At 58.6% G+C, this 24,790-nt stretch carries 24 protein-coding genes and 2 pseudogenes; 18 read left to right on the top strand and 8 right to left on the bottom strand.

The genetic code is table 11. From position 1 onward, the window contains the following. Positions 1 to 24 precede the first annotated feature (24 nt). The 5 genes from ligA (at position 25) to AC0V6M_RS12975 (ending at position 5,233) form a co-directional block, all read left to right on the top strand. Positions 25 to 2,103 carry an NAD-dependent DNA ligase LigA gene (gene ligA / locus AC0V6M_RS12995; protein ID WP_486139644.1) on the top strand — a complete coding sequence of 693 codons (2,079 nt, stop codon included), beginning with the start codon at positions 25 to 27 and terminating at the stop codon, positions 2,101 to 2,103. After that, positions 2,103 to 3,080 carry a hypothetical protein gene (locus tag AC0V6M_RS12990; protein WP_486139223.1) on the top strand — a complete coding sequence of 326 codons (978 nt, stop codon included), beginning with the start codon at positions 2,103 to 2,105 and terminating at the stop codon, positions 3,078 to 3,080. Before ligA ends, AC0V6M_RS12990 begins: the two co-directional genes overlap by 1 nt. After that, positions 3,077 to 3,574 (top strand): CinA family protein, encoded by a 498-nt coding sequence (locus AC0V6M_RS12985; protein ID WP_486139222.1) that lies wholly within the window; start codon positions 3,077 to 3,079, stop codon positions 3,572 to 3,574. The genes AC0V6M_RS12990 and AC0V6M_RS12985 overlap by 4 nt, the downstream gene beginning before the upstream one ends. Before the next feature lie 95 nt (positions 3,575 to 3,669). Further along, the gene (locus AC0V6M_RS12980) at positions 3,670 to 4,020 is read left to right on the top strand and encodes a YciI family protein (protein ID WP_486139221.1); all 351 of its coding nucleotides are present in this window, start codon (positions 3,670 to 3,672) and stop codon (positions 4,018 to 4,020) included. A 1-nt stretch (position 4,021) separates the two neighbouring features. Beyond that, positions 4,022 to 5,233 (top strand): RNA polymerase sigma factor, encoded by a 1,212-nt coding sequence (locus AC0V6M_RS12975; RefSeq protein WP_486139220.1) that lies wholly within the window; start codon positions 4,022 to 4,024, stop codon positions 5,231 to 5,233. Between the two features lie 3 nt (positions 5,234 to 5,236). On the opposite strand, the gene AC0V6M_RS12970 is transcribed toward AC0V6M_RS12975, so the two are convergent. The 4 genes and pseudogenes from AC0V6M_RS12970 to AC0V6M_RS12955 form a co-directional block, all read right to left on the bottom strand. Next, positions 5,237 to 5,953: a DUF2459 domain-containing protein gene (locus AC0V6M_RS12970; protein WP_486139219.1), complete on the bottom strand. Its 717-nt coding sequence runs from the start codon at positions 5,951 to 5,953 to the stop codon at positions 5,237 to 5,239. After that, positions 5,953 to 6,855, bottom strand: a complete 903-nt coding sequence (locus AC0V6M_RS12965; protein WP_486139218.1) for a 50S ribosomal protein L11 methyltransferase — start codon at positions 6,853 to 6,855, stop codon at positions 5,953 to 5,955. The genes AC0V6M_RS12970 and AC0V6M_RS12965 overlap by 1 nt, the downstream gene beginning before the upstream one ends. Continuing rightward, entirely contained in the window at positions 6,852 to 7,787 is a 936-nt protein-coding gene (gene bla / locus AC0V6M_RS12960) for a subclass B3 metallo-beta-lactamase (RefSeq protein ID WP_486139217.1), read from the bottom strand. The genes AC0V6M_RS12965 and bla overlap by 4 nt, the downstream gene beginning before the upstream one ends. After that, positions 7,777 to 8,488: pseudogene (locus AC0V6M_RS12955) on the bottom strand (SDR family NAD(P)-dependent oxidoreductase). The gene bla and the pseudogene AC0V6M_RS12955 overlap by 11 nt, the downstream one beginning before the upstream one ends. A gap of 159 nt (positions 8,489 to 8,647) precedes the next feature. Here AC0V6M_RS12955 and sdhC point away from each other — a divergent pair. The 3 genes from sdhC to sdhA are packed head-to-tail and all read left to right on the top strand — an operon-like array spanning position 8,648 to position 11,209. Then, positions 8,648 to 8,974: a succinate dehydrogenase, cytochrome b556 subunit gene (gene sdhC, locus AC0V6M_RS12950; RefSeq protein ID WP_486139215.1), complete on the top strand. Its 327-nt coding sequence runs from the start codon at positions 8,648 to 8,650 to the stop codon at positions 8,972 to 8,974. Positions 8,975 to 8,984: 10 nt separating this feature from the next. Continuing rightward, entirely contained in the window at positions 8,985 to 9,371 is a 387-nt protein-coding gene (gene sdhD, locus AC0V6M_RS12945) for a succinate dehydrogenase, hydrophobic membrane anchor protein (RefSeq protein ID WP_486139214.1), read from the top strand. After that, positions 9,371 to 11,209: a succinate dehydrogenase flavoprotein subunit gene (gene sdhA / locus AC0V6M_RS12940; protein ID WP_486139213.1), complete on the top strand. Its 1,839-nt coding sequence runs from the start codon at positions 9,371 to 9,373 to the stop codon at positions 11,207 to 11,209. The genes sdhD and sdhA overlap by 1 nt, the downstream gene beginning before the upstream one ends. A 33-nt stretch (positions 11,210 to 11,242) precedes the next feature. On the opposite strand, the gene AC0V6M_RS12935 is transcribed toward sdhA, so the two are convergent. Further along, on the bottom strand, positions 11,243 to 12,307 hold the full coding sequence (locus AC0V6M_RS12935; protein WP_486139211.1) for a serine hydrolase domain-containing protein: 1,065 nt from the start codon (positions 12,305 to 12,307) through the stop codon (positions 11,243 to 11,245). Next, positions 12,279 to 12,842, bottom strand: a complete 564-nt coding sequence (locus AC0V6M_RS12930) for a serine hydrolase domain-containing protein (protein WP_486139210.1) — start codon at positions 12,840 to 12,842, stop codon at positions 12,279 to 12,281. Before AC0V6M_RS12930 ends, AC0V6M_RS12935 begins: the two co-directional genes overlap by 29 nt. On the opposite strand from AC0V6M_RS12930, the gene AC0V6M_RS12925 reads away from it, so the two are divergent. Further along, a complete protein-coding gene (locus AC0V6M_RS12925; protein WP_486139209.1) occupies positions 12,843 to 13,886 on the top strand; it encodes a C13 family peptidase in 1,044 nt (347 codons plus the stop codon). It begins immediately after the preceding gene. Here AC0V6M_RS12925 and AC0V6M_RS12920 read toward each other — a convergent pair. Continuing rightward, positions 13,858 to 14,532: a peptidylprolyl isomerase gene (locus AC0V6M_RS12920; RefSeq protein WP_486139208.1), complete on the bottom strand. Its 675-nt coding sequence runs from the start codon at positions 14,530 to 14,532 to the stop codon at positions 13,858 to 13,860. The genes AC0V6M_RS12925 and AC0V6M_RS12920 overlap by 29 nt on opposite strands. Positions 14,533 to 14,653: 121 nt before the next feature. Between AC0V6M_RS12920 and AC0V6M_RS12915 the strand changes: the two genes are divergently transcribed. The 4 genes and pseudogenes from AC0V6M_RS12915 to creD all read left to right on the top strand — a co-directional run bounded on the left by AC0V6M_RS12915 (position 14,654) and on the right by creD (position 18,349). Continuing rightward, positions 14,654 to 15,061, top strand: coding sequence for a BlaI/MecI/CopY family transcriptional regulator (locus AC0V6M_RS12915; RefSeq protein WP_486139207.1), 408 nt, complete (start codon positions 14,654 to 14,656; stop codon positions 15,059 to 15,061). Further along, positions 15,058 to 15,303 (top strand): annotated as a pseudogene (locus AC0V6M_RS12910) (M56 family metallopeptidase); the annotation flags it as partial. The gene AC0V6M_RS12915 and the pseudogene AC0V6M_RS12910, both read left to right, overlap by 4 nt. A gap of 119 nt (positions 15,304 to 15,422) precedes the next feature. Beyond that, a complete protein-coding gene (locus tag AC0V6M_RS12905) occupies positions 15,423 to 16,778 on the top strand; it encodes a M56 family metallopeptidase (RefSeq protein ID WP_486139206.1) in 1,356 nt (451 codons plus the stop codon). Positions 16,779 to 16,939: 161 nt separating this feature from the next. Next, positions 16,940 to 18,349, top strand: coding sequence for a cell envelope integrity protein CreD (creD, locus tag AC0V6M_RS12900; RefSeq protein ID WP_486139205.1), 1,410 nt, complete (start codon positions 16,940 to 16,942; stop codon positions 18,347 to 18,349). Positions 18,350 to 18,441: 92 nt separating this feature from the next. On the opposite strand, the gene ypfJ is transcribed toward creD, so the two are convergent. After that, a complete protein-coding gene (gene ypfJ / locus AC0V6M_RS12895; RefSeq protein ID WP_486139204.1) occupies positions 18,442 to 19,320 on the bottom strand; it encodes a KPN_02809 family neutral zinc metallopeptidase in 879 nt (292 codons plus the stop codon). 147 nt (positions 19,321 to 19,467) lie between these two features. On the opposite strand from ypfJ, the gene AC0V6M_RS12890 reads away from it, so the two are divergent. The 5 genes from AC0V6M_RS12890 (at position 19,468) to AC0V6M_RS12870 (ending at position 24,752) form a co-directional block, all read left to right on the top strand. Further along, a complete protein-coding gene (locus AC0V6M_RS12890; protein ID WP_486139203.1) occupies positions 19,468 to 20,223 on the top strand; it encodes a 3-hydroxybutyrate dehydrogenase in 756 nt (251 codons plus the stop codon). Positions 20,224 to 20,279: 56 nt separating this feature from the next. Further along, positions 20,280 to 21,725 carry a M20/M25/M40 family metallo-hydrolase gene (locus AC0V6M_RS12885; protein ID WP_486139202.1) on the top strand — a complete coding sequence of 482 codons (1,446 nt, stop codon included), beginning with the start codon at positions 20,280 to 20,282 and terminating at the stop codon, positions 21,723 to 21,725. Between the two features lie 115 nt (positions 21,726 to 21,840). Then, positions 21,841 to 23,295, top strand: a complete 1,455-nt coding sequence (gene guaB, locus AC0V6M_RS12880) for an IMP dehydrogenase (protein WP_486139201.1) — start codon at positions 21,841 to 21,843, stop codon at positions 23,293 to 23,295. 3 nt (positions 23,296 to 23,298) lie between these two features. After that, the gene (locus AC0V6M_RS12875; protein ID WP_486139200.1) at positions 23,299 to 23,574 is read left to right on the top strand and encodes a hypothetical protein; all 276 of its coding nucleotides are present in this window, start codon (positions 23,299 to 23,301) and stop codon (positions 23,572 to 23,574) included. Beyond that, positions 23,571 to 24,752 carry an RsmB/NOP family class I SAM-dependent RNA methyltransferase gene (locus AC0V6M_RS12870; protein WP_486139199.1) on the top strand — a complete coding sequence of 394 codons (1,182 nt, stop codon included), beginning with the start codon at positions 23,571 to 23,573 and terminating at the stop codon, positions 24,750 to 24,752. Before AC0V6M_RS12875 ends, AC0V6M_RS12870 begins: the two co-directional genes overlap by 4 nt. Positions 24,753 to 24,790 lie beyond the last annotated feature (38 nt).

Raw genomic sequence — 24,790 nt, 5'->3', positions numbered from 1 at the left:
GAAGCCGATGCAGCCAATGAGCTGATGCGCTTGGCGCGCCTGATCGCGAAGCATGACAAGCTTTATCATGCGCAGGACAATCCTGAGATCACCGATCAGGAATATGATGCGCTGGTGCGGCGCAATGCGGACTTGGAAGCGGCGTTTCCGCATCTGATCCGCGACGATAGCCCGTCCAAAAATGTTGGCCACCAAATTGCTGCCTCACCGCTAAGTAAGGTGACGCATGAGGTCCGCATGATGAGCCTCGACAATGGTTTTTCGCGCGAAGAGATCGAAGAATGGACCGCGCGGGTGCGGCGTTTCCTGTCGCTCGATGACTCCGAAATCATGGGCTTTACTGCAGAGGACAAGATCGACGGCCTGTCATGCAGCCTGCGCTATGAGGGCGGAAAATTGGTGCGCGCGGCAACTCGCGGTGACGGGCAAGTGGGCGAAGATGTGACCGCCAATGTGCAGCATATCGCCGATATTCCGCAGGAACTGAGCGGCGATGATGTGCCAGATGTGTTCGAAGTGCGCGGCGAAGTCTACATGGAAAAGCAAGCCTTTGCTGCGCTCAATGCTGCGCAGCAAGAGGCAGGTGGTAAGCTGTTCGCGAACCCGCGCAACGCTGCTGCTGGCTCGCTGCGTCAGAAGGATGCGAGCGTTACCGCGAAGCGCGTTTTGCGGTTCTGGGCGCATGGCTGGGGCGCGGCTTCAGCAGTTCCGGGCTCAACGCAAAGTGAGGTGGTGGAAATCTTGCGCCGCTGGGGCTTTCCGATATCGCCGCTGTTCAGGCGGGTTGAAAGCACGGATGCTTTGATCGCGCATTATGAGAAGATTGGCGCGGCGCGTCCGGACCTCGATTACGAGATCGATGGCGTCGTCTACAAAGTCGACCGGCTCGATTGGCAGGGCCGGCTTGGCTTTGTCGCCAAGGCTCCGCGCTGGGCTCTCGCGCATAAGTTCCCGGCGGAGCAAGCGCAGACCACTTTGGAGGCGATCGACATTCAAGTCGGGCGCACTGGCAAGCTGACCCCTGTTGGCAGGCTGGCCCCGGTTCTGGTCGGCGGGGTGACGGTCACCAATGTGACGCTGCACAACCGCGATGAGATTGCGCGTCTCGGTGTGCGACCGGGCGACCGCATTGTGGTCCAGCGCGCCGGTGATGTGATTCCGCAAGTGGTCGAAAATCTGACCCGCGATGCGGAGCGCGCCCCCTTCAATTTTCCCGATGTGTGCCCGGAGTGTGGCAGCGAGGCCGCGCGTGAAGAGGGCGAGGTTGATATGCGCTGCACCGGCGGCCTCATCTGCCCGGCTCAGCGTACACAACGGCTCGAACATTTCGTTAGCCGCAAGGCGATGGATATTGATGGGCTAGGCGAGAAGACGATCGCGCAGTTTTTTGATCTGGGATGGCTCGAAAGTCCGGCTGACATTTTCCGTCTAAAGGATCGCCGTGACGACATACTTGCGTTGGAAGGCTGGCAGGAGAAGTCGGTCGATAACCTCATCGCATCCATTGGGGCGAAGCGCGAACCCGATGCAGCAAAACTGCTGTTTGGTCTTGGTATTAGGCATGTCGGTGAGGTTACTGCGCGTGACTTGATGAAGGCCTTGGGTGACATCAATATGCTGCGAAATGCTGCGCAGCAATTTGCAACATACCGCAGCGAAAATCCGCTGGAAGAGGACGAGAAACCATCCCCCTTCAAGGCCCGAATGGATAACGCAGCGAAAGACATTTTCGGCGTCAGCGACGGGTTCGGCGCGACGGTCGCGCATTCGCTCGCAGACTTCTTTCACGAGCCGCACAATGTCGCGGTTTGGGAGGATATGCTGAGCGAGGTTTCACCGCCGCCCTATGTTGTCGAAACCCTCGACAGCCCAGTTGCGGGGAAGACCGTGGTCTTCACGGGCAAGCTAGAAACAATGAGCCGTGATGAAGCCAAGGCGCAGGCCGAACGGCTCGGCGCGAAGGCCAGCGGTTCGGTGAGCGCAAAGACCGATATTCTGGTCGCGGGACCAGGCGCGGGATCGAAGCTGAAGAAGGCGCAGGAGCTTGGCATCGAAGTGATGGACGAGGCGGGCTGGGCCGCGATTGTGGCGGCAGCGGAATAATGGATATTTGCAACTTCACATTTGTAAAACGAATGGTCTTTGGCTTCGGGGCGCTGTTCATCGCATTCTCCAGCGCTGCTATTGCTCAATCGCAGGTCCAAGCCGACGACAGTCCTGAGGTTTTGGTTATTCCATTCGAACCGACTCTTAATGAGCCGCTCGCCTATACCGTTGTGATTGAGAAGCGTCGCCGGCGTGGAGATAGTTCCCTTACATTTGAGCAAGAGCTCATGTTTGAGCGATTGGGAGAAGGATACTTAGCCCATATCGATGTCTTGGCTCTATCAGTAAACGGAACGAGGCTCGATCTCGCAGTGGATCAAGCGCTCGATCAGTTACCGCCTGCCATTCGACCTTTCATCATGTCGGTAAAAATGGAACTCGATGAGTTTGGTGAACCAATCCGGTTGAGAAATTGGGAGGAGTTCAAATCTCTTCTCGTTCAATTACCTGATTTTGCAATGAAAGAGGCGGGGGTGAAAGAACGAGAGGCTGCAGAACTAGCAAATGAACTCATATTCGGTCCGATCGTGTCAGCTTCGGCTGAGGATGCCCCAGCAATCATCGTGCAAGGTTGGCCAGAAATCTTAGGTTATGGCGGTACCGAGCTGGAAGGCGGTGAAATCTACGAAACGGATACTGCGATTGAAGGAGGCCTGTTGTCTGTTCCGGTTGCCGCAACGGCTCAGTTGTCGATGCGCCTTACCGATAATGGTCATATCCGGTTTGAGCAAACCGTTAGGCCAGACCCAGATCAGCTGAAGGATGCTATCACTGGAATCAGGTCTAAATTTGAAGTTTTGGCTGACACCGCAGAGAATGACTCCATCGAAAAACTAGAAATGGTCGATGAGTTGGAGGTTGTTTTTGACGCCCTCACTGGGGTGCCTATTCGCGCTGTAATAAATCGAGAAACGGTCATCGATGAAACCATCGTTTCTGGCGATACCATTACGATAAGTCAGATTGAGAAATGACAGACTTCCTAACTCAAGCGCACCCGCAAGCTCTCCGCATCGCTGAGCAACTCCGCGAGCGCGGTGAACGTATCGCCGTTGCGGATGGTGCGACCGGCGGGCTGATGTCGGCCAGTATGCTTAGCGTGCCGGGCGCGCTTGATTACTTTGTTGGCGGCGGGGTTGTCTATTCCTTCCGCGCTCGCGACGTCCTGTTCGATCTTCCGCGCGACGCATACAAAGGTATGCGCGGAGCGAGCGAGGAATATGCTCTGCTTCAGGCGCGCGCCATTCGAGACAATCTAGGCGCAGATTGGGGGATCGCGGAAAGTGGCTCTGTCGGTGGCAGCAAGCACCCTAGCGGCGCGCCATCGGGGCGCAGCTGCGCAGCGTTAGTTGGACCGGATAGCGAGCACACTCTTGTGCTGGAAACTGGCAGCGAAAACCGAATTGAAAACATGCAGGCCTTCACCCGTAATGCGCTCAATCTGCTGGAACAAACGCTCGCCGCGTAAAACTTTTTCGCGCAGTCTGTCGAATCTGACTTGCCAGTTTCGTCTTCTCATCAGAGCCTCGCCGCAGTGGTGCGGGCCGCAAAGGAGAAGACCCCATGCAATATATGTTGATGATCGCCGAAGATGAGAGCTTCTATCAAGGTGATGACGCCGAAAAGCGGATGGAGGAAACCATCGGTAAACACATGGCCCTGATCGAGGAAATGGAAAAGGCGGGCGCCTATATCGGTGGTCACCGTTTACAGGATGCGGGCACCGCGACGACGATTAAATACACATCGGGCGAGGGCGTATTGCATGATGGCCCGTTCGCCGAAACGCACGAAGAGCTGGGCGGCTATTACATCATCGAGGCGGCCGACCTGGACCGCGCGATTGAATGGGCGCGCAAGATACCCGTGCCCGGCAATGGTGCAGTCGAGGTTCGCCCTATTTGGCAGGATTGATTTGCCGGATACGCGCAGCAGTATCGGTGCCGAGATAGCAGGCGCGCGGCCAAGGGTGATTGCCGCCCTGGTCGGGCAATTTCGCGATATCGATCTGGCAGAAGATACCTTTGCCGAGGCTGCTGCGACGTTTCTGGAAAAAGGAGTGTCGGCGGACAATGTGCCAGCGTGGCTGTTCACCGCGGCGAAGCGTAAGGCGCTGGACGCACTGCGCAAACGTGCGGCGCAGGCAAAGCATGCTGCCGATGAGGCGCAGGTGAGCGAGATGAGCAATGTGATCCAACTGCCCGAGGCGATACCGGACGAACGGCTGAGGTTGATCTTCATTTGCTGCCACCCAGCGATTGCTTTGGAGGCGCGCACGGCGCTGGCGCTGAAGGTGATTTGCAGATTGCCGGTGCCCGAAATTGCGCGAGTTTTTGTCAGCAGTGAAACGGCAATGTTTCAACGCATCACGCGCGCGAAGGCGAAGATCCACAAAGCGGGCATTGCATTTGAATTGCCGCCGCGAAAGGCTTGGGGGGAGCGGCTTGATCCAGTGCTGCTGACTTTGGAGCTCGCTTATACTGTCGCTTATCAGGATGCTGCGGCGGAGCGTGACGGAGAACTGGCGGGCGAGGTTGTTCGGCTCGTCAACATGGTGGCCGAATTGCTCCCACAGGAACCGGAGGCCTTGGGGCTTGCGGCGCTGGTTGCGTTGGCACGATCGCGAGAAGCGGCGAGGGTGGATGACGCTGGGGCGATGATCCCCCTGTCTCAGCAGGATTGTAGGCTGTGGGGCGGCGCGCTGATCGAACATGCGCGCGGTTTGCTCGATCGCGCATCCGAGTATGCGCGGACCGGGCCCTACCAAGTGATGGCCGCCATTCAGTTGTGCCATGCGCGGCGTAGCGTGGATGGGAAAACCGATTGGGCGGCGATTGTGAAGCTGTATGATGCGCTGATGATGATGCGTCCGGGCGCGGTTGTAGCGCTCAATCGGGCGGTTGCATTGTCGCAAGTGGAAGGCGCAGCCGCAGGGCTGGCTGCGTTAGAGGAACTTCCGAGAGATAAGCTCCAGTTATTGAGGCCCTATCATGCGGCGCGGGCGGATATGATGATCCGATTGGGACGTGATGAAGAGGCGAGGACGTCTCTAAGCGCAGCATTGAAGCTCGATCCGCCCAGCGCTGAGCGGCAATTTCTGGAGCAACGCTTGGCGACGCTCCGCTAGAGTTTAGCGCTCGCCCAGTTCCGTGCGGTGCACCGGGAGCCATTTCATCACTCCGCCAGACATCGGCGTCCAAAGCCCTGTGCGAATGCCTGCCATCGCGAGCCGGTTGCTGGTCCATTGGTTGCACGTCTGCTTGAAGTTGTAGCGTGGGATCGCGGTGTAATAGGCATCCTGGCTGAACGTGTCGCGCTCATAGTCGCGAAAGGGATCGGCACCCAACGGCGGCAGGTCCGCTTCGATAGCTTCGACCAAGGCTTTGTATTGTTCGCCCGACACCCGAATCGCGCGGCGTTCTTTATCGAGGGGTGGATTGTTATAGCGGCTGACGCGGATCACGCCGGGCCCGCCAACCGTTGCAATCCTGAGCGCACTGGAAACCGACAGGTCAGAGATTTGCGGTATCTCCATCATCGCTTGCCTGTCGCCAAATCCAATCGCGACATGGGTCGGCTCGCCCGTGCCCAGCCATTCATTCGCGTTCGGAAAGGTCTCGCGCCAATCCTTATGCGCATTGGCAATCGGCAGCACGAATTGGGTGTGTACGCCATTGGTCTCGACCATGATGGTGACCGGGTCGGCGATGGGTTCCTCGGCCGGCACGCCGCGCGGGATCATGGAGCCAAACCATGCGGTGAGCAGGAACAATGTGAGTGCGGCGGCCACAGCGATAAGCGCATATTTTAGCGCTCGGCCAATGCGGGGGAGCACTTTGCTGGCCATTAGGCGCTGCGCCGCCTCAGCCACAGGATCGACCAATCGCCTCGGATCAGACGCGCAGTCAGGCGAAAACCTGCGCGGCGATAGGCTCGGCGAATGCCCGGCTCTTGCGTGGTCAGCAGGCCAGCGAGCAAAACGCTGCCGCCCGGCGGGACTGAGGCGGCGAAGTCGGGTGCGAGCTCGGTCAGTGGACCAGCCAGAATATTGGCGATCAAGAGGTCATAAGGTGCGCGGGCGCTGAGCAGCGCGTCATCCATGCCATCAGCGATTACCATCGCCATTTCGCCGGGGCGCGGGCCAAGCCGCATTTTGTTGAGCGCGGCATTGTCCTCGACCACCTGAACGCAGACGGGATCGATATCGGATGCGGTTGCGCGCGCGGCGGGCCAAAGCTTCAGCGCTGCAAAACCTAGCAGCCCGGTGCCCGTCCCGATGTCGGCGATATTGCGCGCGTTCATGCCAGTGCCCTTCATGGCGGCGAGCATTTCTAAGCAGCCAGCGGTGGTCTCATGCTGGCCAGTGCCGAAGGCTTGTGCTGCGGGAATTGCGAAATTGATCGCGGATGGGTCTGGCGCAAAGTCGGGGGTGTGAATGTGAAATGGCCCCGCGCGGATTGGCTCGACGCCTTGTTGGCTCAGCGTCAGCCAATCTTGATCGGGCAGTTTCTCAACCGTGATCTTCGGCGCTTTGCCAGAGAACAGATCGGCGAGGGCGCTTGTCTGGGGTGCGCCGGGCTCGCTCGGATACCATCCCTCCAGCACCCATTCCTGCGGGCGATCCTCGGCAATTTCGCGGCCAGAGATGACGAGATCAAAATCCCAATCATCGAGCTCATCATGCGTCAACAGAGCAGCTTGCACGACCTTCTTCGGCGCGAAGGCCGAGAGTTTCCAACTGGTACTCATTCAGCGGCCTCTTTGGCGAGGCGGGCATCAAGATCGCTGTGTTTTTTGGCGGCATATTGGGCGCAGGGCGCTTCCATAGCCAGCAGGCCGCCCTTTTCAAACCATTGGAACAATTGTCCATGAGACGGATGCGCGGCGATCAAGATGTCGCAATCTATCGCGGCCAAACGAACGAGGCCCGCACGGTACTTTGCGACGTAATCGGGGTGATCGGAGAAGCGATATCCATCTGCGCTAACCGGAGAGAGGCTGTCGGCGTAGACGATGGTTTTGCAAACTTCGTTCTCGCAGCTTTCCCATTCCCAGCTGAGCGCTCCGGGCGTGTGGCCTGGGGTGGCAATGGCGCGGACTTTCAGCCCTGCTTCATTGAGCATGTAAAAATCAGACGCTTCATCACAAACCTGCTTTTCTCCCTTTAGAACATTTAGCTTTGCGACTGTTCTCATGGGGTCGTGCATGCCGAATTGTGGATCATTCTGACTTGCTTCACCTGTAAGCATCAAGACAGGTGCTGCTTCTGGTGAAGTGAAAACGTTAGCGCCTGTGATCTTCTCCATTTGTGCCATTCCACCGACGTGGTCGAAATGCTCGTGGGTGTGAGTGATTGCCTTGATGTCCGTTACTGCGAATCCGAGACGTTCGATATTTCGAGCAACCACGCGAGCGCCTGCATCTGTGCCTGTGTCGATCAGAATGTGTCCCGCATCTCCTGAAATTAGGATCGCAGAAATGCCACATGTGCCGACGTAATATGAGTTGCCATGAACCTTGAACGGTGGGGCCGGCTTGTCCCATTCATCCCACGGCTCGCAGGCGTCGAGGAATGCCTGTTGGTCGGCGGGGAGCCGAGAAGGCTCTTCTTCATTCGCGAGCGAAGCCGAACACGCCGCAAGCAACAACGGGCCCGCGATCAAGCACAATTTACCGAACATAGCTTGCTCCATTCGCGTCGATCACGGCGCCGGTCATGCTGGGTGGGGCATCAAGCGCGCAAAAGGTGATGATACGCGCGATCTCTTCTGGCTGAGCGACCTTGCCCAGAGGAATGTCTTTCAGCAGCCTGTCGCCGCCGCGCGATTCCAGATAGTCTCCGGCCATCGCCGTATCTGTAAAGCCCGGAGCTATCGCGTAGCTGAATATGCCCTCGCTCGCATAGGCGCGGGCGATAGTTTTGTGCATGGCCAGCATCCCGCCCTTTGCCGCTGCATAATGCCAATGCGCTGGAGAATCGCCCCGGTGTCCTGCGCGGCTAGCGACATGCACTATGCGTCCTGTGGTACCCGTGTTTTGCCAATGGCGCACCGCAAAGCGGGAAAGCTGGGCAGTCTGCGGTCAGGTTAATGCGCAGGGTGTCTTCCCATCCGTCGAGCCAGGCAATGTCAGAGCCATCCAGAGGATTGGCGTCAAACAGTCCTGCATTGTTGATCAGCACATCCACCTTACCACCAGTCTTCTCCAGCATGGCGTCCCATAGAGCCTGCGCTGCGCCGGGGTCGGTGAAGTCTGCGGCAATCGTCTGATCATCGCCGCTGCGGGTTGCGTGGCCGGTCACTTTGGCCCTGCGCGCGGTCAGCTCATCTCGGGCAGCCGCGCCGATCCCGCGGCTCGATCCGGTAAGGAGAATGTACTTCATGCAACACTCTATCCAAAACTTTGCACCGGGAGTCGAGCGCTCACCGCTTGTCACACGCGATTGTCACGTTAAGTGGGGGGAACGAAATGTATGGGATCATAAAATAATGGCGAATAGACCGCTTTCCCCCACTTGCAGATCTGGCGCTGGGGGCCGCACATGCTGGTTTCGATTCTGCACCGGGCATCCGGCGATGGCTTGGCAGTTGTTGGACTGGCCGTGCTCGTGTGGTGGCTCGGCGCGCTGGCCAGCGGGCCAGAGGCGTATAACGCGTTTCACACCGTGGCGACTTCGCCGTTTGGCTATGTTGTGCTGGTCGGCCTGACCTGGGCGTTCTTCACCCATATGATGAGCGGCCTGCGGCACTTTGTGCTCGATATTGGCGCTGGCTACGAGCTGAATGCCAATAAGATCTGCTCCATCGCATCGCCTATTCTAGCGATCCTCCTCACTGCGGCCTTCTGGGCCTACATGCTGACGAAATAGAGGCGCAGACATGGGTAACGGAACTTCACTCGGAAAAGTACGCGGTCTCGGCTCTTCACATGCCGGCGCGCATCACTGGCTGCTGCAACGCTTCACAGCGGTCGGCAATGTCGTCCTAACCATCTGGCTGGTGGCCAGCATCATGCTGCTGCCGGACCTCGGCTATGCCACTGTCAGCAGCCGGATCGCTCAGCCTGTCCCCGCCACTGCGATGATCCTTCTGGTGATCTGCACATTCTGGCACGCGCGCCTGGGTCTTCAGGTCCTGATCGAAGACTATGTTCAAAACAGCGGCACCAAATTTGGTCTGATCGCTGCACTCAACCTTGCTGTCATTGGCGGCGGTGCCTTCGCTATCTTTAGCGTCGCCCGGCTCGCCCTCGGAGGAGCCGCCTGATGGCTGATTTGAATTCTTACAAGATTATTGATCACACATATGACGTCGTTGTTGTTGGCGCTGGCGGCTCAGGCCTGCGCGCAACGATGGGCGCGGCGGAAGCTGGCCTGCGCACGGCGAACATTTCCAAGGTTTTCCCAACCCGTTCGCACACCGTTGCAGCGCAAGGCGGGATCGCGGCATCGCTGGGCAACAACACGCCTGATCACTGGTCATGGCATATGTATGACACGGTGAAAGGTGCCGATTGGCTGGGCGATCAGGACGCGATTGAATATCTCGCGCGTGAAGCGCCCGCCGCTGTCTATGAGCTAGAACATGCTGGCGTTCCGTTCTCTCGCAACGAAGACGGCACGATTTATCAGCGCCCGTTTGGCGGTCACATGCAAAACATGGGCGATGGCCCGCCGGTTCAGCGGACCTGCGCCGCGGCCGACCGTACCGGTCACGCCATGCTGCACGCGCTCTATCAGCAGAGCCTGAAATATGACGCGGACTTCTTTATTGAATATTTCGCGCTCGACCTGATCATGACGGGCGAGGGCGGCGATCGCAAATGCGTCGGCGTGATTGCTCAGTGTCTTGACGATGGTACCATCCACCGGTTCCGCGCGCAGAACGTTGTGCTGGCAACTGGCGGTTATGGCCGCTGTTACTACACGGCGACCTCGGCGCACACTTGCACCGGTGATGGCGGCGGCATGGTCTTGCGCGCTGGCCTGCCATTGCAGGACATGGAATTCGTTCAATTCCACCCGACCGGCATTTATGGCGCGGGCGTCCTCATCACTGAAGGCGCGCGGGGCGAGGGCGGCTACCTCACCAATAGCGAGGGCGAACGCTTTATGGAGCGCTATGCGCCATCTGCGAAGGATCTCGCATCGCGCGACGTCGTCAGCCGCTCTATGGCGCTGGAAATGCGCGAAGGGCGCGGACATGGCGCAGATGGCGATCACATTCACCTACACCTCGATCACATTGATCCGAAGGTCTTGGCCGAACGCCTGCCGGGTATCACCGAGAGCGGCAAGATTTTTGCTGGCGTGGACCTAACCAAGCAGGCTCTGCCTGTGACCCCGACCGTGCATTATAATATGGGCGGCATCCCCTGCAATTATCACGGCGAAGTTGTGACCATCGGCCCGGACGGCAATCCGGATCACGTGGTTCCTGGCCTATTTGCAGTGGGCGAGGCGGCCTGTGTGTCTGTCCACGGCGCAAACCGCCTAGGCTCAAACTCGCTGATCGATCTCGTGGTGTTTGGCCGCGCCACCGGCCATCGTCTGCGTGACATTACAAAGGCGGGCGCAAGCCAGCCCGAGCTGCCCGCAGATAGCGCCGAGTTGGCGCTCAGCCGGCTTGACCACTTCCGCTATGCGCAGGGCGGTTCACCAACCGCACAAATCCGCAGCGAAATGCAAAAGGGCATGCAGAAACACGCCGCTGTGTTCCGCGACAGCGCGCTGCTCGAAGAGGGCGTCAAAATCCTTGCCGAACAGAACAAGCGCATGGAAGACATCCACGTGTCCGACCAATCGCTCGTCTGGAACAGCGACCTGATCGAAACGTTGGAGCTCGACAATCTGATGTCACAGGCCAATGTGACGATGGCGAGCGCGGCGAACCGCAAGGAAAGCCGCGGGGCGCACAGCCACGAGGATTTCCCGGATCGCAACGACAAAGAGTGGATGAAGCACACCATCACATGGTTTGATGGCTGGGGCGGCGGCGCCAAGGGTAGCGGCAAAGGCGATATGAAGATCGGTTATCGTCCCGTACACGAATACACGCTGACCGACGACGCGACCTACATTGAGCCAAAGGCTCGGGTGTATTGATTTATGACCGGCGACCCCTTCGGCGCAATTCTTCTAAGGGGTCGCCGCTCTTAGCTCCTCAAGAGCTTTTTTGGCCGAAGCGCTGTCCGGATCGCGGGCCAACGCCTCTTTGTAGCTTTTGATCGCGTCTGCGGTACGCCCAGCTTTGCGGTATCCCTCACCGAGGCTGTCATAGGCATTTGCCGAGTTCGGATAGCGCGCGACATTCCATTCAAAGAATGAAACGGCGGCGGCAAATTGCTCTTTGCTCATCAGGCCATAGCCCTCTCGATTGATGCGGGCCTCCGACAGGTCATAATCCTCTGCTTTATCGCCTAGCGCGTCATAGGCGGTCACCATTGCATAATGGCCATCGCGCAGCAGGATCGGGGTAAGCAATTCTGAAAGACGGCGCTTGGCCAATTGCATCGGCTTGCCATTCAGGACTTGCATCAAGTCCCGGCCCATTGGGATAACCACACTGCCGTTGTTGGTGTTGTTCAAAACAACCACGAAATCGCGGGTCGCCTCGGATCGCAGGTAATAGCTCTGGTAGCCGGGAATACTGCCGGTGTGTCCATTCAAATCCAGCGTTTTGCCATCTGGTATCCGCAGTTTTTCAACTCCCCAGCCAAAGCCGTAGGGAAAGTCCGCCTTCACCGACATCATTGAACGCCGCATTGGTTCGCTGATGATGCTATCGGAATAGAGTGCAGTGTCGAAACGCAGCAGATCGCGGGCCGATGAGTAGATGCTGGCCGCCGCAAAGAATATGCTTGGGTCAGTGGGGATCGGATAGGTCAATTCACCGGTTGGCTTTTTCGCATAGGCCGTCGCAAGATTGAGGAGAATCGCGCCTTGCGTGTACGATCCGGAGGCCGCCATTCCGGCAGGATCAAAGATGCGTTCCTGCAAATTTTCGGCATAACTTTTGCCCGTAACTTCTTCGACAATAATGCCGAGCAGAATGAAGCCAGCGTTGTTATAACGCCATTTCGTGCCGGGTTCTTCTAGCAAAACCGGCTTGATTGAGTTTTGAGCCAACTCACGGGGCTCGAAGGACAGGCGTGCGGTTTCCTGCCACCAAGGGTCATTGAAATTCCCCGGAATGTCTTGCATGCCAGAGGTGTGACTGAGCAGTCTGTTCCACGGTGATGTCAGAGACCTCGGTCTCGGCGTATATATCCGGTAGGTATTGTCCCAGTGTTCCGGATAGTGAGAGAACATCCGCCTCTACCAGGCTTAAAACCAATGTAGCAGTCAAAGGCTTGCTCAGAGAGCCAATGCGGTATTTCGAAGTCGGCGTATTGGCGACGCTCCATTCGACGTCGGCAAATCCATAGGCGGCTTCAAGCAGGATTTCTCCGTCTCGTGCGACCAGCACTGTGCCGCTAAATCCTCTGTTCTCGGCATAGCTATCTGCCAAGGCCTTAAGGTCGGATGCAGTTGATTGATCCTCTGCCTGGGCCGTGACCGCGCTGAAACAGAATAACAGGGCGCACAATGCCCGCACAATTTTCGCCATATTCGCCCCAGCCCCAAATTTGTTTACAGGTGTAATCGACTGGGTAACACGGGATGCAGGAGGGTCAAGGCCGCCTGCCGCGCCGGAGTGCTTGACGGGGAAGCTCGAAAGCCGCAGCTTGAGCCTCATATGAAACGGGGCACATCTTTCCGAATCGCGGTCGCGGCGCTCGCGTTGGTGGTCGCTGGGCCAGCCTACACGCAGAGTAATTCGGACAGCGTCAGCAATCCCAATCAGCCGCCGCCGCACACCAAGCCGTGGCCCAATTTCGCCAGCGGCACCAGTCCAGCTGCGATCAAGAACAGCCTGTTGGAATCGCCAGAGTTTGAGCGCGAGAGCTCGCCTGCGGTTTTGCTGCGCGAGCGGCGTAAGCTCGATGCCGCTTTCAACGCGCTTCAGCCCAACCGCTCTGGCACGGTCGATGCCTATGTGCTGACCGTAGCACTGGATAGCGACCTGGTGTTTGCCCGTGAAGCGCGCGAGGCCGCCAAGGTGCTGTCGCGGCGATATGGCGCGGCGGGGCGTACGATCACGTTGGCCGGGCCAGATGGCACTAGCAACGAATTGCCCAAGGGTTCGATCAGCGCGTTTCTCTCGACCCTCGCCCAAATTGCCGAAGTCATGGACACCAGCGAAGATGTGCTGGTGCTCTATACGACCAGTCATGGTTTGCAGCATGGTTTGGCCTATCACTACGGCGACACTGGATATGGTGTGCTGTCGCCCGATCATTTTAAGGCGGCGTTGGAGGAACTCGGGATTGAGCGGCGCATCCTGATTATCAGCGCGTGTTATGCTGGCGTGTTCGTGCCCAAGCTCGCGAGTGAGAACACAGCGATCCTAACGGCGGCGGCGGATAATCGCACATCGTTTGGTTGCCGCGCGGACAATGACTGGACGTTCTTTGGCGATGCGCTGATCAACAATGCGCTGCGCAAACCGCAATCCTTGGCCGACGCGTCGAAAGCGGCGAACCGCTCAATTGCGGGGTGGGAGGCGAGGGCGCGTGTGCTTGCTTCTTTACCGCAGACGCAGATTGGGAAGGGGGTAGGCGAATGGATGCCAGCGCTGCGAGTGCGCACGCCTCAAAGCGCGGGCACTCCGGTTGGTCGCCCAGCGATCAGCACTTTGGGGCAAAGCGAATCTAGGCAGCCGGCTCGTCGACCTCGGTAGGCGCGCGCCGCGCCTCGACGATAGTGACGGGTTCGGCCAGCATTTGGCCCTTCATCCAGCCTTCGCCTTTTGCCGGATCGATTGGAGCGGCATGGATCGCCTCCACCACGTCCATCCCATCGGTGACATAGCCAAACACCGCGTAACCATTGCGCCAGACCGGATCGTCTGACGTCGGGTTTGCGTCGAGCCCGGTTTGATCGCCGAGCATGATAGAGAAATCCCCATTGGCCGTGCCAGGTTCGCCCATTGCCATCGACAAAGCGCCGCGCGTGTGGCTGAGTCCGGTGAAAGTGGTCGGTTCGTGCTCGATACCGTCAAGCACGCGCTTCGGATCCCATTGGGTGCCGCCCTGGATCAGGCCATTGGGCTGTTTGCCCCAATCGAGCGGCATGGCACGGTAGAAGACGGTGCCGTCAAAGCGGTCCTCATCAACATAGCGCAAGAAGTTTCCCGCTGTGATCGGCGCGCGCTCTGTCTCCAGTGCGATGGTGATCTGGCCAATTTGGGTTTCCAGCACAACGCTAACCGTTTCAAACTGAGGCGCGGGCTCAGGCGCGGTCAGCGTGTCTTCCAGTTCCTGAGCTTGCGCGCCCATGGTGATGAGGATTGTGGCGGTGGCGAATAGTGATTTGATCCATGTCATTCGTCGGAGGATATCGCAGTCTGATCGAAGGGCAAGGGGCGGAGCGTAATGTTCATCCAGCCTTAATGTTTACAAACGTAATCGCTAAGACTACAGACGTAATCGAGAGCGGGAGGCTCACGTGACACAGTCCGAAAACGAAAAACCAACTGGCAATTCTAAGCCTGAGCGGATCAGCGATGCTGAGCATGCCGTGATGGAGGCCTTATGGGAAGGTGGCACCTTAAGCGCCGCCGATGTCTGCGATGCCGTTTGCGAACCACGCGGATGGAGCCTCGCCACAGTCAAAACTCTGCTCTCTCGCTTGGTTGGCAAGAATGCCATTGCGGCGCAGCCAGACGGCCGCCGCTTTCTCTACAGCCCATTGATCGCGCGGTCTGACTATGTCGGCGGCGAATCCCGCCGCTTGGTCGACCGCCTTTTTGGCGGCAGCGCGTCCTCTTTGTTTGCGCATCTGGCGGAACAAGAGGCGCTGAGCGAGGAAGATCTCGCGGACATTGAAGCTCTACTCAAGGAGTTGAAACCATGATGGATTGGCTACTTGATACCCTGCTGTGGACCGCCGGATTGATCGCGTTGGTCCTGCTTATTCGCCGCCCCGTTGCCCGTTGGTTTGGGCCGCAGATCGCTTATGCCCTATGGGCGATCCCGGCCTTGCGCTTGCTGCTGCCGCCGGTGGAGCTGCCTGCATGGCTGAACCCTGAGCCACGTGACGCTGCACCCGCTGAGAACCTTGCGGATAGCAGCGCGTCCGAGGCGGCTTCTGGTGATTTCCTATTTACGATTGTCCAACCCCAAGCTCCTGCTGCGACTCTGGGGCGGTTGGACGCGGCGCCCGGCCTGCTAATGCCGACAACCCCGATGCCGATCCTTGAGATTGGCATTTCGGTATGGCTGGTTGGCGCCGCCCTTTTCTTTGGCTGCGCTTTACAGCGTACTTCCGCTTGCGGCGCGAGCTGCTGGAGGATGCACGCGAGGTGGGCCGCTATGGCCGCGTCCGGCTGCTTGAAACCTCCGGTACCAGCACGCCGCTCGCCTTTGGCGTGGTCGATCCGGTCGTGGCGCTGCCGCATGGCTTTATGGCGCAGGCCGACATCACAGCGCGCAATCTGGCGCTGGCGCATGAGCTGTCGCACCATTCTGCCCGCGATTTGCTCGCCAATATGATTGTTCAACCCTTGTTCGCTTTGCACTGGTTTAACCCGCTTGGCCGCTATGGCTGGCTGGCGATGCGGCGCGATCAAGAGGCGGCCTGCGATGCCCGGGTGATGGCTGAAAAAGCCCCCGAAGAGCGCGCAGTCTATGCCAACCTCATTACCACTTTCGCAGCAGGGCCCAAGTTTGCATTGGCCGCGCCTATGGCGTGTCCGGTGCTGGGTGAGAAGTCGATTATCCACCGTCTAAGGAGCCTGAAAATGTCCAATATGTCCTCGCGCCGCCGGATCGCTGGCCGCGTAATGGTGGGGGCCGCTGTCCTCGCGCTGCCGCTAACCGCATCGATATCCTATGCGGAAGGCACCGTGCCCGCCGCGCCGTCGGCTCCTCTTGCGCTGGGTGCCCCATTGCCGCCTGCACCGCCAGTCCCGCCTACAATGCTGCAAGCAGCCGCTATCGAAGCGATTGATCCAGGTGCGAGCCAGGAACAGCTTGGTGCGATCGAAGAAGAGATCGAGCGGGAAGAAGAGCGTATTGAGTTAGAAGTCGAACGCGCTGAGGAATTGGCTGAACGGGTGGAAGAGCGTACAGCAAGAGCCCAGGAGCGTGCCCAAGAACGGGCTGAGCGTAGCCGCGAACGTGCTGAACGCGGCCGGGAACGCGCAGAGCGCCGTCAAACGCGCAGCATTCAAATTCGTCGCAGTGTGGGGTCGAATAGCCCTCTCAGCGACAAAGAGGTTGAGGAGATCATGGTCGATGTCCGCCTCGGCCTTGCAGAAGCTGACGCAGCGATTGCCGAAGCTCACCGCGAGATCAAGCTGGCCCATATCGATATCAAAGACGCGACGACCAAGGTGAAAATGAAATGCCGCTCCGGCCAGGATGAGCCTGCTGAGGTTGTCGAGCACAGCAATGGTCGATCCACTGTCTACCTCTGCCAAGCTAAAGTGATGGCAAAGGCCCTCGAAGGTCTGCGTGAGGCGCGCGAGGCGCTGGCAGATAATGCCGAGATTCAAGGCAATCTGCGCAGCCAGCTGCTCGATACTTTGGATGAGCAGATCCGTAGTTGGGAACGCACCAACCAGAGCTGATCCAAGCAGTTAAACGCTGGGTTAAAGCCCTGGACGAAATCTGAAATAATAGAACGGCGGGCACCTATTTTGGGTGTTCGCCGTTTCCTTTCAGTCGGTTCATATGCAATTCAGTTCGTCGCCTTCATTGCACGTTTCATCGTGCGACAGGAGGGCGAGATATGGCGAAAGAACGATCCCCAGGACTGAAATTACTCTTTGCGGCCATCATCGGTATGGCGTTGACTATACCTTTGTTGGCTGTCTACGCACTGGTCTATGACCGGGAAAATCAAGCGGACATCGCGCAGCGATCCATCACTGAGGGCTGGGCAGGGGCACAGGTGCTCGCCGGGCCGGTGCTGGTCGTGCCTTACAATGAAGAGCGCGTCACCAGTGAGGTTGTGAACGACCGCACTGTGTCGCGCACCATTATCGCTCGCGAGTTGCTATATATCTCTCCGGAGAAGCAAGACATCGCAACGGCAATTAACCCCGAGATCAAAGCTCGCGGTTCAATCCACAAATCGGTGATCTATGATGTTGCGCTTTCGGGTACGGCAGCTTTTGCATTGCCGAGCGACCTAGACCGGTTCGGCGTTGAGCCAGAGCAATTGCTGCTGGATGAAGCGGAAATTCGTTTTCCGATCTCTGACCCACGCGGCATTCAAACCGATGCAGAGATGGCCATCGGGGGCCAGGCCATTGCCCTGCGCCCAGGCCTCGGCACAGGCAGCAATGGCAGCGGTATGCACGCATTCCTTGATTGGACCGGTAGCGAGCCTTTGGCCGTAGAGTTCAATTACAAGCTGCGCGGCAGCAGCGCGATCAGCATGGTGCCGCAGGGCAAGGAAACCAATTGGTCGGTCGAATCGGAATGGCCTCACCCAAGTTTCACGGGCACTTTCTTGCCCGGTGACGAAACGGTCGAGATCAGCGATGCGGGCTTCAAGGCCAGTTGGTCGATCTCGAACCTCGCGCTTGGTCAGACCTTGGTGCGTAACACCGAGGCGCAGTTGCCAGGGCTCAATCCGCGTGACCGTTTCTCTGCCCATTCGAATGATGGTAGCGACGTGAGCATCGCCACGATCCGCTTGGTTGAACCGGTTGATCTTTACAGCCGCGTCAATCGCTCGGTGAAATATGGCTTCCTGTTCATCGGCTTCACGTTCCTCGCCTTCCTGATGTTCGACATCGTGGGCGGTGCGCGTGTGGCGGCGGCGGAATATCTGCTGAGCGGGGCAGGGCTTGTCCTGTTCTTCGTAATGTTGCTCGCCTTTTCCGAGATGCTCGGGTTCATGATCGCTTATCTGATCGCGAGTGCTGCAACCATCGGTCTGCTATCGGCTTACAGCGCGGCAATCCTCCGCAGTTGGAAACGGGCGAGGGTCATCGCGGCTCTGCTGGTTGCGCTATACGCGGGCCTCTATGTGCTGCTGAACCTAGAAGAATGGTCGCTGGTGATCGGATCAGTGCTGCTGTTCGTTGCACTGGCAGGCATGATGTACGCGACCCGTCAGATCGATTGGTCCTCTGCGGTCAAGTCTGACGATCCAGCACATGCCGTCCCGGCGGAGGCGGCTGCGAGCTAAGTCGCACGCGCTTTAACCGACAAACATTTCGGGGCCGGAACGGGTAAACCGCTCCGGCCCCGATTGGTATTGGGAGCTATGAAAAGCTTGGCTCAGCCAAAGTCGAAATAGACATTGCAGACATCGCTATCTGCGCTGTCGAGACCCCGGCGCAGGGCCTCCATGCGTTGCTGGCTGGTGCCGTGCGTGAAGCCTTCTGGATTGATCCGTTGCCCAGCATTGCGCTGCAAAGTGTCGTCGCCAATTGAGGCGGCTGCACGCATGCCTTCTTCCAGATCACCGCGCTCGATCAATTGGCGGTTCTTGCCCGCCCAGACCCCGGCATAGCAATCAGCCTGCAATTCCATGCGCACCTGCAATTGGTTGCGATTGCCCGGATTCTGCTGCTGCGCGCTGCGCACCTGCGTGGCAAGGCCTGTGAGATTCTGGATATGGTGCCCGTATTCATGCGCGATCACATAGAGGCGCGCAAAGTCGCCGCCCGTGCCGGACATGCGAGCGAGTTGATCATAGAAACTGGTGTCGATATAGATACCCATATCGGCAGGGCAGTAAAACGGGCCAGACGCGGAACTGGCGCTGCCGCAACCGCTCGTGTCTACGCGGCCTGTCTGGAACAGATCAAGGAAGGGCTGTTCAAAGGGTATACCAGCGCGGGCAAATTCCTGCTCCCATGTCTCATTCAAGGATGTGAGCGCTGCGCAGGCCTCGGTCGCGTATTGGCTGCTGGAGCAGATTTCCTGCTCGCTGCGCTGACCGGCTTGCGTTTGCGATTGCGGGCTTTGCTGCTGTACGCCTTCGACCACGCCCAGCATTTGTCCCGGATCAACGCCAAAGACGATCGCACCAATCGCAACGATCACAATCGTGCCGCAGCCCATGCCGCCAGCCCGTCCGCCCGGCATTCTGCGCCCGCCGCCATTGCTGGAGCGGACTTTGATCTTGGATGTGTCGAACGGATTGAGCCGCATTATGTTTTCCTCCCTGGTCCAGATCGCGCGATCCCGCTGCGCCTAGACTGCATTTCGCACATTGCTGCGCTGCGGTCTGCATAAATGCTGGACAGGGCCGCCTGCAATGGCAAAAGCTTGGGTCGACACAAACTGCAGGAGTTACCGATGTTCCTTAAGGGCAAACGCGCGCTGATCACGGGATCAACCTCCGGGATTGGCTTGGCCGTCGCCCGCGCGCTTCATGCAGAGGGTGCAGAGGTAATCCTCAACGGCTTTGGCGACGAGGCAGAGATTGCCGCGCTGCGCGAGGAATTGAGCGCGGATTACAGCGGTGCTAACCTTCTCGATGCCAGCGCGATTGAGGCCATGATGGCCGAGGCGGGTACGGTGGATATTCTGGTCAACAATGCCGGGATGCAGCATGTTGCTCCGGTTGAGGAATTCCCAACCGAGAAATGGGATCAGGTGATTGGGCTCAATCTCACCGCACCCTTTCATACCACGCGGCTTGCCGTTCCGGGCATGAAGGAGCGTGGGTGGGGCCGGATTATCAACACGGCGAGCGCGCATTCGCTGACCGCCTCTCCGTTCAAGAGCGCGTATAACGCCAGTAAGCATGGCATCGCCGGCTTTACCAAGACTGTCGCGCTGGAGCTGGCGCAGACCGGAGTGACAGCCAATTGTATCAGCCCCGGCTATGTCTGGACGCCGCTGATCGAGGGGCAGATCCCCGACACGATGAAAGCGCGCGGGCTGACCCGGGATGAGGTGATCAACGATGTCCTCTTGGCAAAGCAACCCACGAAGAAATTCGTACAGCCAGAGGAAGTTGGCGCGCTTGCGGTCTTCCTTTGCCGTGAAGAAGCGGGCAATGTGACCGGAGCTAATTGGAGCATAGACGGAGGCTGGACCGCCGAGTGAGCAAAGCAGGGGCGCAAACAGGGGCGAGGCTAGCAGGTCTTGCAAGAGCATGCGTGGTGGCCGCCCTTGGGCTGGCGATCAGCGCCTGTGTCGGCTCGCCCGTGGCCAGCGTTTCCAAGGCGGAGCGGGCGCAAATCGCCGCCAGCATGACGCGCGATATCAATGTCCTCGCCAGCGACACCTATGGCGGGCGCAAGCCTGGAACCGATGGCGAGGTCCTGACAGTCAATTATATCATAGATCGGTTTCAATCCGTGGGACTGGAATCGGGCACGAATGATCCCGGCAATCCCTGGCGCGCCCCAGTTCGCTTGATCAGCACGCAGCCGAGCGAAAGTTCCGTTACGCTAAGTTTCGGAGCCCGGGACGTTGAATTGCCTGCGGAAGTCGCTGCTGCCTACACCACCCGGCAATTGGCCCTGGTTGAGGGTGCAGATGTGGTTTTTGTTGGCCGTGAGGCAACACGCGTCCCCGAGGAGCGGGTCGCAGGCAAAGTCGTCTTGATGCTGGACGAGGACGGCGTCAGCGATGCGCGCCGCGAGATACTGTTCGCCAAAGGCCCCGTGGCCATCATCACAGTGCTGCAGGATACCAAATCAATTGCAGACCAGCGTTTTGTGCGTGAGCGGGAACGCTTCATTCTTGCGAGCCGTGAAGGGCAGGAGCTGCGCGCTTTCATCACCAATTCTGTAATGCTTGGGTTGTTGGGCGAGGATCGCTGGGACGAGCTGCTGCAGGCTTCTGATGAAGATGAATTCGAAGCGATTGATCTTACCATGGCGGCCACAATCGAGGCCAAGTCAAAGCGGCGCGAGTTTAATTCGTTCAACGTGATTGGGCGTTTACCGGGCACGCGAACCGCAGATGGTGCTGTTTTGCTGCTCGCGCATTGGGACCATTTGGGAACCTGCAGGACCGGAGCCGATCAGGACAAGATCTGTAACGGCGCGATTGATAACGCCAGTGGGATCGCCCTGATCATTGAGCTTGCCCGCCGTCTCAAAGAAGCTGGGCTACACGATCGCGACATCTATGTGATGGCCACGACGGCTGAGGAAGCAGGCCTCCTCGGTATCCGTGCTTTCACAGAAAAGCCCTCCATTCCGCTCGATAGCATTGTTGCCGCCTTCAATTTCGACAGCGTCGCGCTCGCCCCGCAAGGCAGCCCGGTTGGCTTCATTGGGGAAGGGCGCACTGTCCTTGATGAGGTTGTGATGGATGTACTGAATGATGCGCGCCGAAAGCTGGGCAGCCGTGAAACAGCGGAAAGCTTCATCCAACGCCAAGACGCCTGGGTCTTGCTACAGGAGAACGTCCCCGCACTTGTCTTATCGACGACATTCGGCTCGGAAATCACGCTCGGGCCGTATCTTGAGGCCGATTACCACCGCGTCTCAGACGACATCGACAAAATAGAGCTCGGCGGAGCGATTGATGACCTGCTGCTGCACGAAGAACTGGTCAAAAGACTGGCCGATACGGAGGTTTATCCAACGCCTTAAGCAACAAGCTGAGGATTAAGAGCGCTTTTCGCACCCGCACACCCTAGCGGATTGGGTGAAGTGCGGTTACATGGGCCGCCACATCAATCATGCTATGACTTAGAAAGTGGCACTTATGGACATCCCACTTGGCCTTACATTCGACGACGTGTTGCTGCGTCCGGCCGAAAGCGATGTGCTGCCCTCGATGGCGATCACGCAAACTCAATTGACGCGCGGCATTGCGCTCAACATTCCTATTCTTTCCGCTGCGATGGACACCGTGACAGAGGCGGATATGGCGATTGCCATGGCGCAAATGGGCGGGGTCGGTGTGCTGCACCGCAATCTGGAACTCCCCGATCAATGCGCCGCCGTTCGCGCGGTGAAACGCTATGAAAGTGGTATGGTCGTCAATCCGATCACCATTGGTCCGGACGCAACGCTCGGCGATGCGCAGGCTTTGATGGATCTGCACAAGATCAGCGGCATTCCCGTAACGGATGTGTCGGGCAAGCTCGTCGGCATCGTTACCAACCGCGATGTGCGTTTTGCGGAAAATCCCGCTCAGCCTGTGCGCGAGCTGATGACGACCGAGAATCTAGCAGTTGTCCCGCTTGGCACAGGTCAGGAAGACGCCCGCCGTCTGCTCCACGCTCGCCGGATAGAAAAGCTGCTGGTGGTGGATGATGATTACCGCTGCATTGGCCTGATCACGGTCAAAGACATTGAAAAGGCAGTCAATTACCCAGATGCGACGAAGGATGAATCTGGACGCTTACGTGTGGCCGCTGCTACCACGGTGGGCGACAAGGGCTTTGAGCGCACAGAGGCCCTGATCGACGCAGAAGTCGACGTGGTGATCATCGACACGGCACATGGGCACAACAAGGATGTGGCCCGCGCGGTTGAGCGCGCCAAGGCGCTATCCAGCACGGTTCAAGTTGTGGCTGGCAACGTTGCCACGGCGGAAGCGACCCGGGCGCTGATCGATGCGGGCGCGGATGCGGTGAAGGTCGGCATTGGGCCGGGATCAATCTGCACCACGCGCGTTGTTGCAGGTGTGGGCGTTCCACAGCTTTCCGCCATTATGGACAGCGCAGCGGAAGCTGCCAAATCCGGCGTTCCAGTGATCGCCGATGGCGGCCTGCGGACCAGCGGCGATGCGGCGAAAGCGCTTGCCGCGGGTGCTTCCACCGTAATGATCGGCTCTATGTTGGCCGGTACAGCGGAAAGCCCGGGCGAGGTGTTCCTGTATCAAGGGCGCAGCTACAAATCATACCGCGGCATGGGTTCTGTCGGCGCGATGGCGCGCGGCAGTGCAGATCGATATTTCCAGCAAGACGTCTCTGCGATGAAGTTGGTCCCTGAGGGGATCGAAGGCCAAGTGCCGTTCAAAGGCCCGGCGGCGGACGTGGTCCACCAATTGGTCGGCGGCATTAAGGCGGCGATGGGCTACACCGGTTCTGCCACCATTCCTGATCTGCGTGAGCGCGGCAAATTCGTTCGCATCACCAATGCCGGTCTCTCTGAAAGCCACGTTCACGATGTGGCGATCACCCGCGAAGCCCCTAATTATCCGACGAGGTAAGCAATGGAATTGGTTATCCCCTTCATGTTGTTTCTTCTCGAAACTCCACTTGATGATCCGTCACGCGCTGAGCTGACGCGCCATCCGTTTCTGTTCGCCAGCGAAAAGGAATGCCAGAAGGCGGCTCAGGAATTTGAGGCAACAGTTCCCGCGATAAAACCAGCAGAGCCGGTAACACTGAAGTACTTCTGCAAGCCTGTGCCCCAGTCACCAGAATTTGAGCGGCTGTTTGCAGAAATGGATGAAAATCGCGCTCGTGCTAAAGCGATAAGCGATTGAGGCCCGCAGCGCGCGTTCAAGCAGCCATCGAACTGCTCGATACAATCATCGACTGCGCCCGGCGTAAGGCCGCCCCGGCAGACCGTTTAATCTCGGAATATTTCAAGGCGCGGCGCTATGCTGGCTCCAAGGATCGGCGCGCCATTCGCGAGCTGGTCTACCGCGCGATCCGCCTGTGCGGGCCAGTTCCCAAGAATGGGCGAGCAGCGATGCTTGCTCTGGGGCAGGAAGATCCTGCGATCCTCGAGCTGTTTGATAGCTCTGATCATGGCCCGGCTAAAATCCGAGATGGCGAAAAGTTCGCCAAGGCCGGTGTCGCACCGGGATGGCTGATCGAATTGCTCTCACAAAGTGGAATTACCGGCAAGGCCGCAGAAGCACTGCTCGGCCGCGCGCCGCTCGACATTCGCGTGAATTCGCTGAAGGCTGATCGTGACACGATTGAGTTGCCTGAACCGAGTGAGAAACTGGCTTCAGAACACGGCCTGCGCTTTCCCTTCGGCACTCAGGTGGAGCAATGGCAGGCTTACCGCGATGGTCAGATCGAGGTGCAAGACCACGGCAGCCAGCTGGTGTGCGAAGCACTGGCGGCGAAACCCGGCGATACCATAGTTGACTTGTGCGCGGGCGCAGGCGGCAAAACGCTCGCTCTTGCGGCAAAGCTGGGCAATGCAGCCTCACTTGTTGCTTCCGACACAGACAAACGCAGGCTTGGTAATCTGGCCCCGCGCGCGGCCCGCACGGGCGCAGAGGTCGATCACATTGTCTTGCTCGATCCGGGTAAGGAAATGGAGGCCTTGGCCCAGTGGACTGCGAAGGCAGACCATGTGCTGGTCGATGCGCCGTGCTCTGGCAGCGGAACCTGGCGGCGTAATCCGGAAAGCCGTTGGCGTTTGGACGAGGCTGAGCTTTCTCGCCTTAACGAACTACAGGACCATGTACTCGACATTGGTGCACAACTGGTACGTCAGGGCGGTTCTATGGTGTTTGTCACTTGCTCGCTGCTTGATGCGGAAGGCCCGCACCGGATCAAAGCCTTTCTCGAAAGGCACGAGGGGTGGACGGCCAAGACACCCGAACTGGCGCTGGGCACACCGCGCGGTGACGGCCTGCGCCTAGACCCGTTCCAACACGGCACGGACGGATTTTTTGTCGCAAATCTGGAATATGCGTGTTAGCGATTGCCACATGGCTGAGCCCCAAACTTCCCGCTTAG

It is taken from the genome of Erythrobacter sp. JB3-1, assembly GCF_057364995.1.
This window is presented reverse-complemented; position numbering and strand designations above follow the sequence as displayed.

What these genes read in the sequence shown, in the direction of transcription:
- ligA (WP_486139644.1), top strand. Translation starts at nt 25, where the DNA reads ATGCGCTTGGCGCGCCTGATCGCGAAGCATGACAAGCTTTATCATGCG.
- AC0V6M_RS12990 (WP_486139223.1), top strand. Translation starts at nt 2,103, where the DNA reads ATGGATATTTGCAACTTCACATTTGTAAAACGAATGGTCTTTGGCTTC.
- AC0V6M_RS12985 (WP_486139222.1), top strand. Translation starts at nt 3,077, where the DNA reads ATGACAGACTTCCTAACTCAAGCGCACCCGCAAGCTCTCCGCATCGCT.
- AC0V6M_RS12980 (WP_486139221.1), top strand. Translation starts at nt 3,670, where the DNA reads ATGCAATATATGTTGATGATCGCCGAAGATGAGAGCTTCTATCAAGGT.
- AC0V6M_RS12970 (WP_486139219.1), bottom strand. Translation starts at nt 5,953, where the DNA reads ATGGCCAGCAAAGTGCTCCCCCGCATTGGCCGAGCGCTAAAATATGCG.
- AC0V6M_RS12965 (WP_486139218.1), bottom strand. Translation starts at nt 6,855, where the DNA reads ATGAGTACCAGTTGGAAACTCTCGGCCTTCGCGCCGAAGAAGGTCGTG.
- bla (WP_486139217.1), bottom strand. Translation starts at nt 7,787, where the DNA reads ATGTTCGGTAAATTGTGCTTGATCGCGGGCCCGTTGTTGCTTGCGGCG.
- sdhC (WP_486139215.1), top strand. Translation starts at nt 8,648, where the DNA reads ATGCTGGTTTCGATTCTGCACCGGGCATCCGGCGATGGCTTGGCAGTT.
- sdhD (WP_486139214.1), top strand. Translation starts at nt 8,985, where the DNA reads ATGGGTAACGGAACTTCACTCGGAAAAGTACGCGGTCTCGGCTCTTCA.
- sdhA (WP_486139213.1), top strand. Translation starts at nt 9,371, where the DNA reads ATGGCTGATTTGAATTCTTACAAGATTATTGATCACACATATGACGTC.
- AC0V6M_RS12935 (WP_486139211.1), bottom strand. Translation starts at nt 12,307, where the DNA reads ATGCAAGACATTCCGGGGAATTTCAATGACCCTTGGTGGCAGGAAACC.
- AC0V6M_RS12930 (WP_486139210.1), bottom strand. Translation starts at nt 12,842, where the DNA reads ATGAGGCTCAAGCTGCGGCTTTCGAGCTTCCCCGTCAAGCACTCCGGC.
- AC0V6M_RS12925 (WP_486139209.1), top strand. Translation starts at nt 12,843, where the DNA reads ATGAAACGGGGCACATCTTTCCGAATCGCGGTCGCGGCGCTCGCGTTG.
- AC0V6M_RS12920 (WP_486139208.1), bottom strand. Translation starts at nt 14,532, where the DNA reads ATGACATGGATCAAATCACTATTCGCCACCGCCACAATCCTCATCACC.
- AC0V6M_RS12905 (WP_486139206.1), top strand. Translation starts at nt 15,423, where the DNA reads ATGGCTGGTTGGCGCCGCCCTTTTCTTTGGCTGCGCTTTACAGCGTAC.
- creD (WP_486139205.1), top strand. Translation starts at nt 16,940, where the DNA reads ATGGCGAAAGAACGATCCCCAGGACTGAAATTACTCTTTGCGGCCATC.
- ypfJ (WP_486139204.1), bottom strand. Translation starts at nt 19,320, where the DNA reads ATGCGGCTCAATCCGTTCGACACATCCAAGATCAAAGTCCGCTCCAGC.
- AC0V6M_RS12890 (WP_486139203.1), top strand. Translation starts at nt 19,468, where the DNA reads ATGTTCCTTAAGGGCAAACGCGCGCTGATCACGGGATCAACCTCCGGG.
- guaB (WP_486139201.1), top strand. Translation starts at nt 21,841, where the DNA reads ATGGACATCCCACTTGGCCTTACATTCGACGACGTGTTGCTGCGTCCG.
- AC0V6M_RS12875 (WP_486139200.1), top strand. Translation starts at nt 23,299, where the DNA reads ATGGAATTGGTTATCCCCTTCATGTTGTTTCTTCTCGAAACTCCACTT.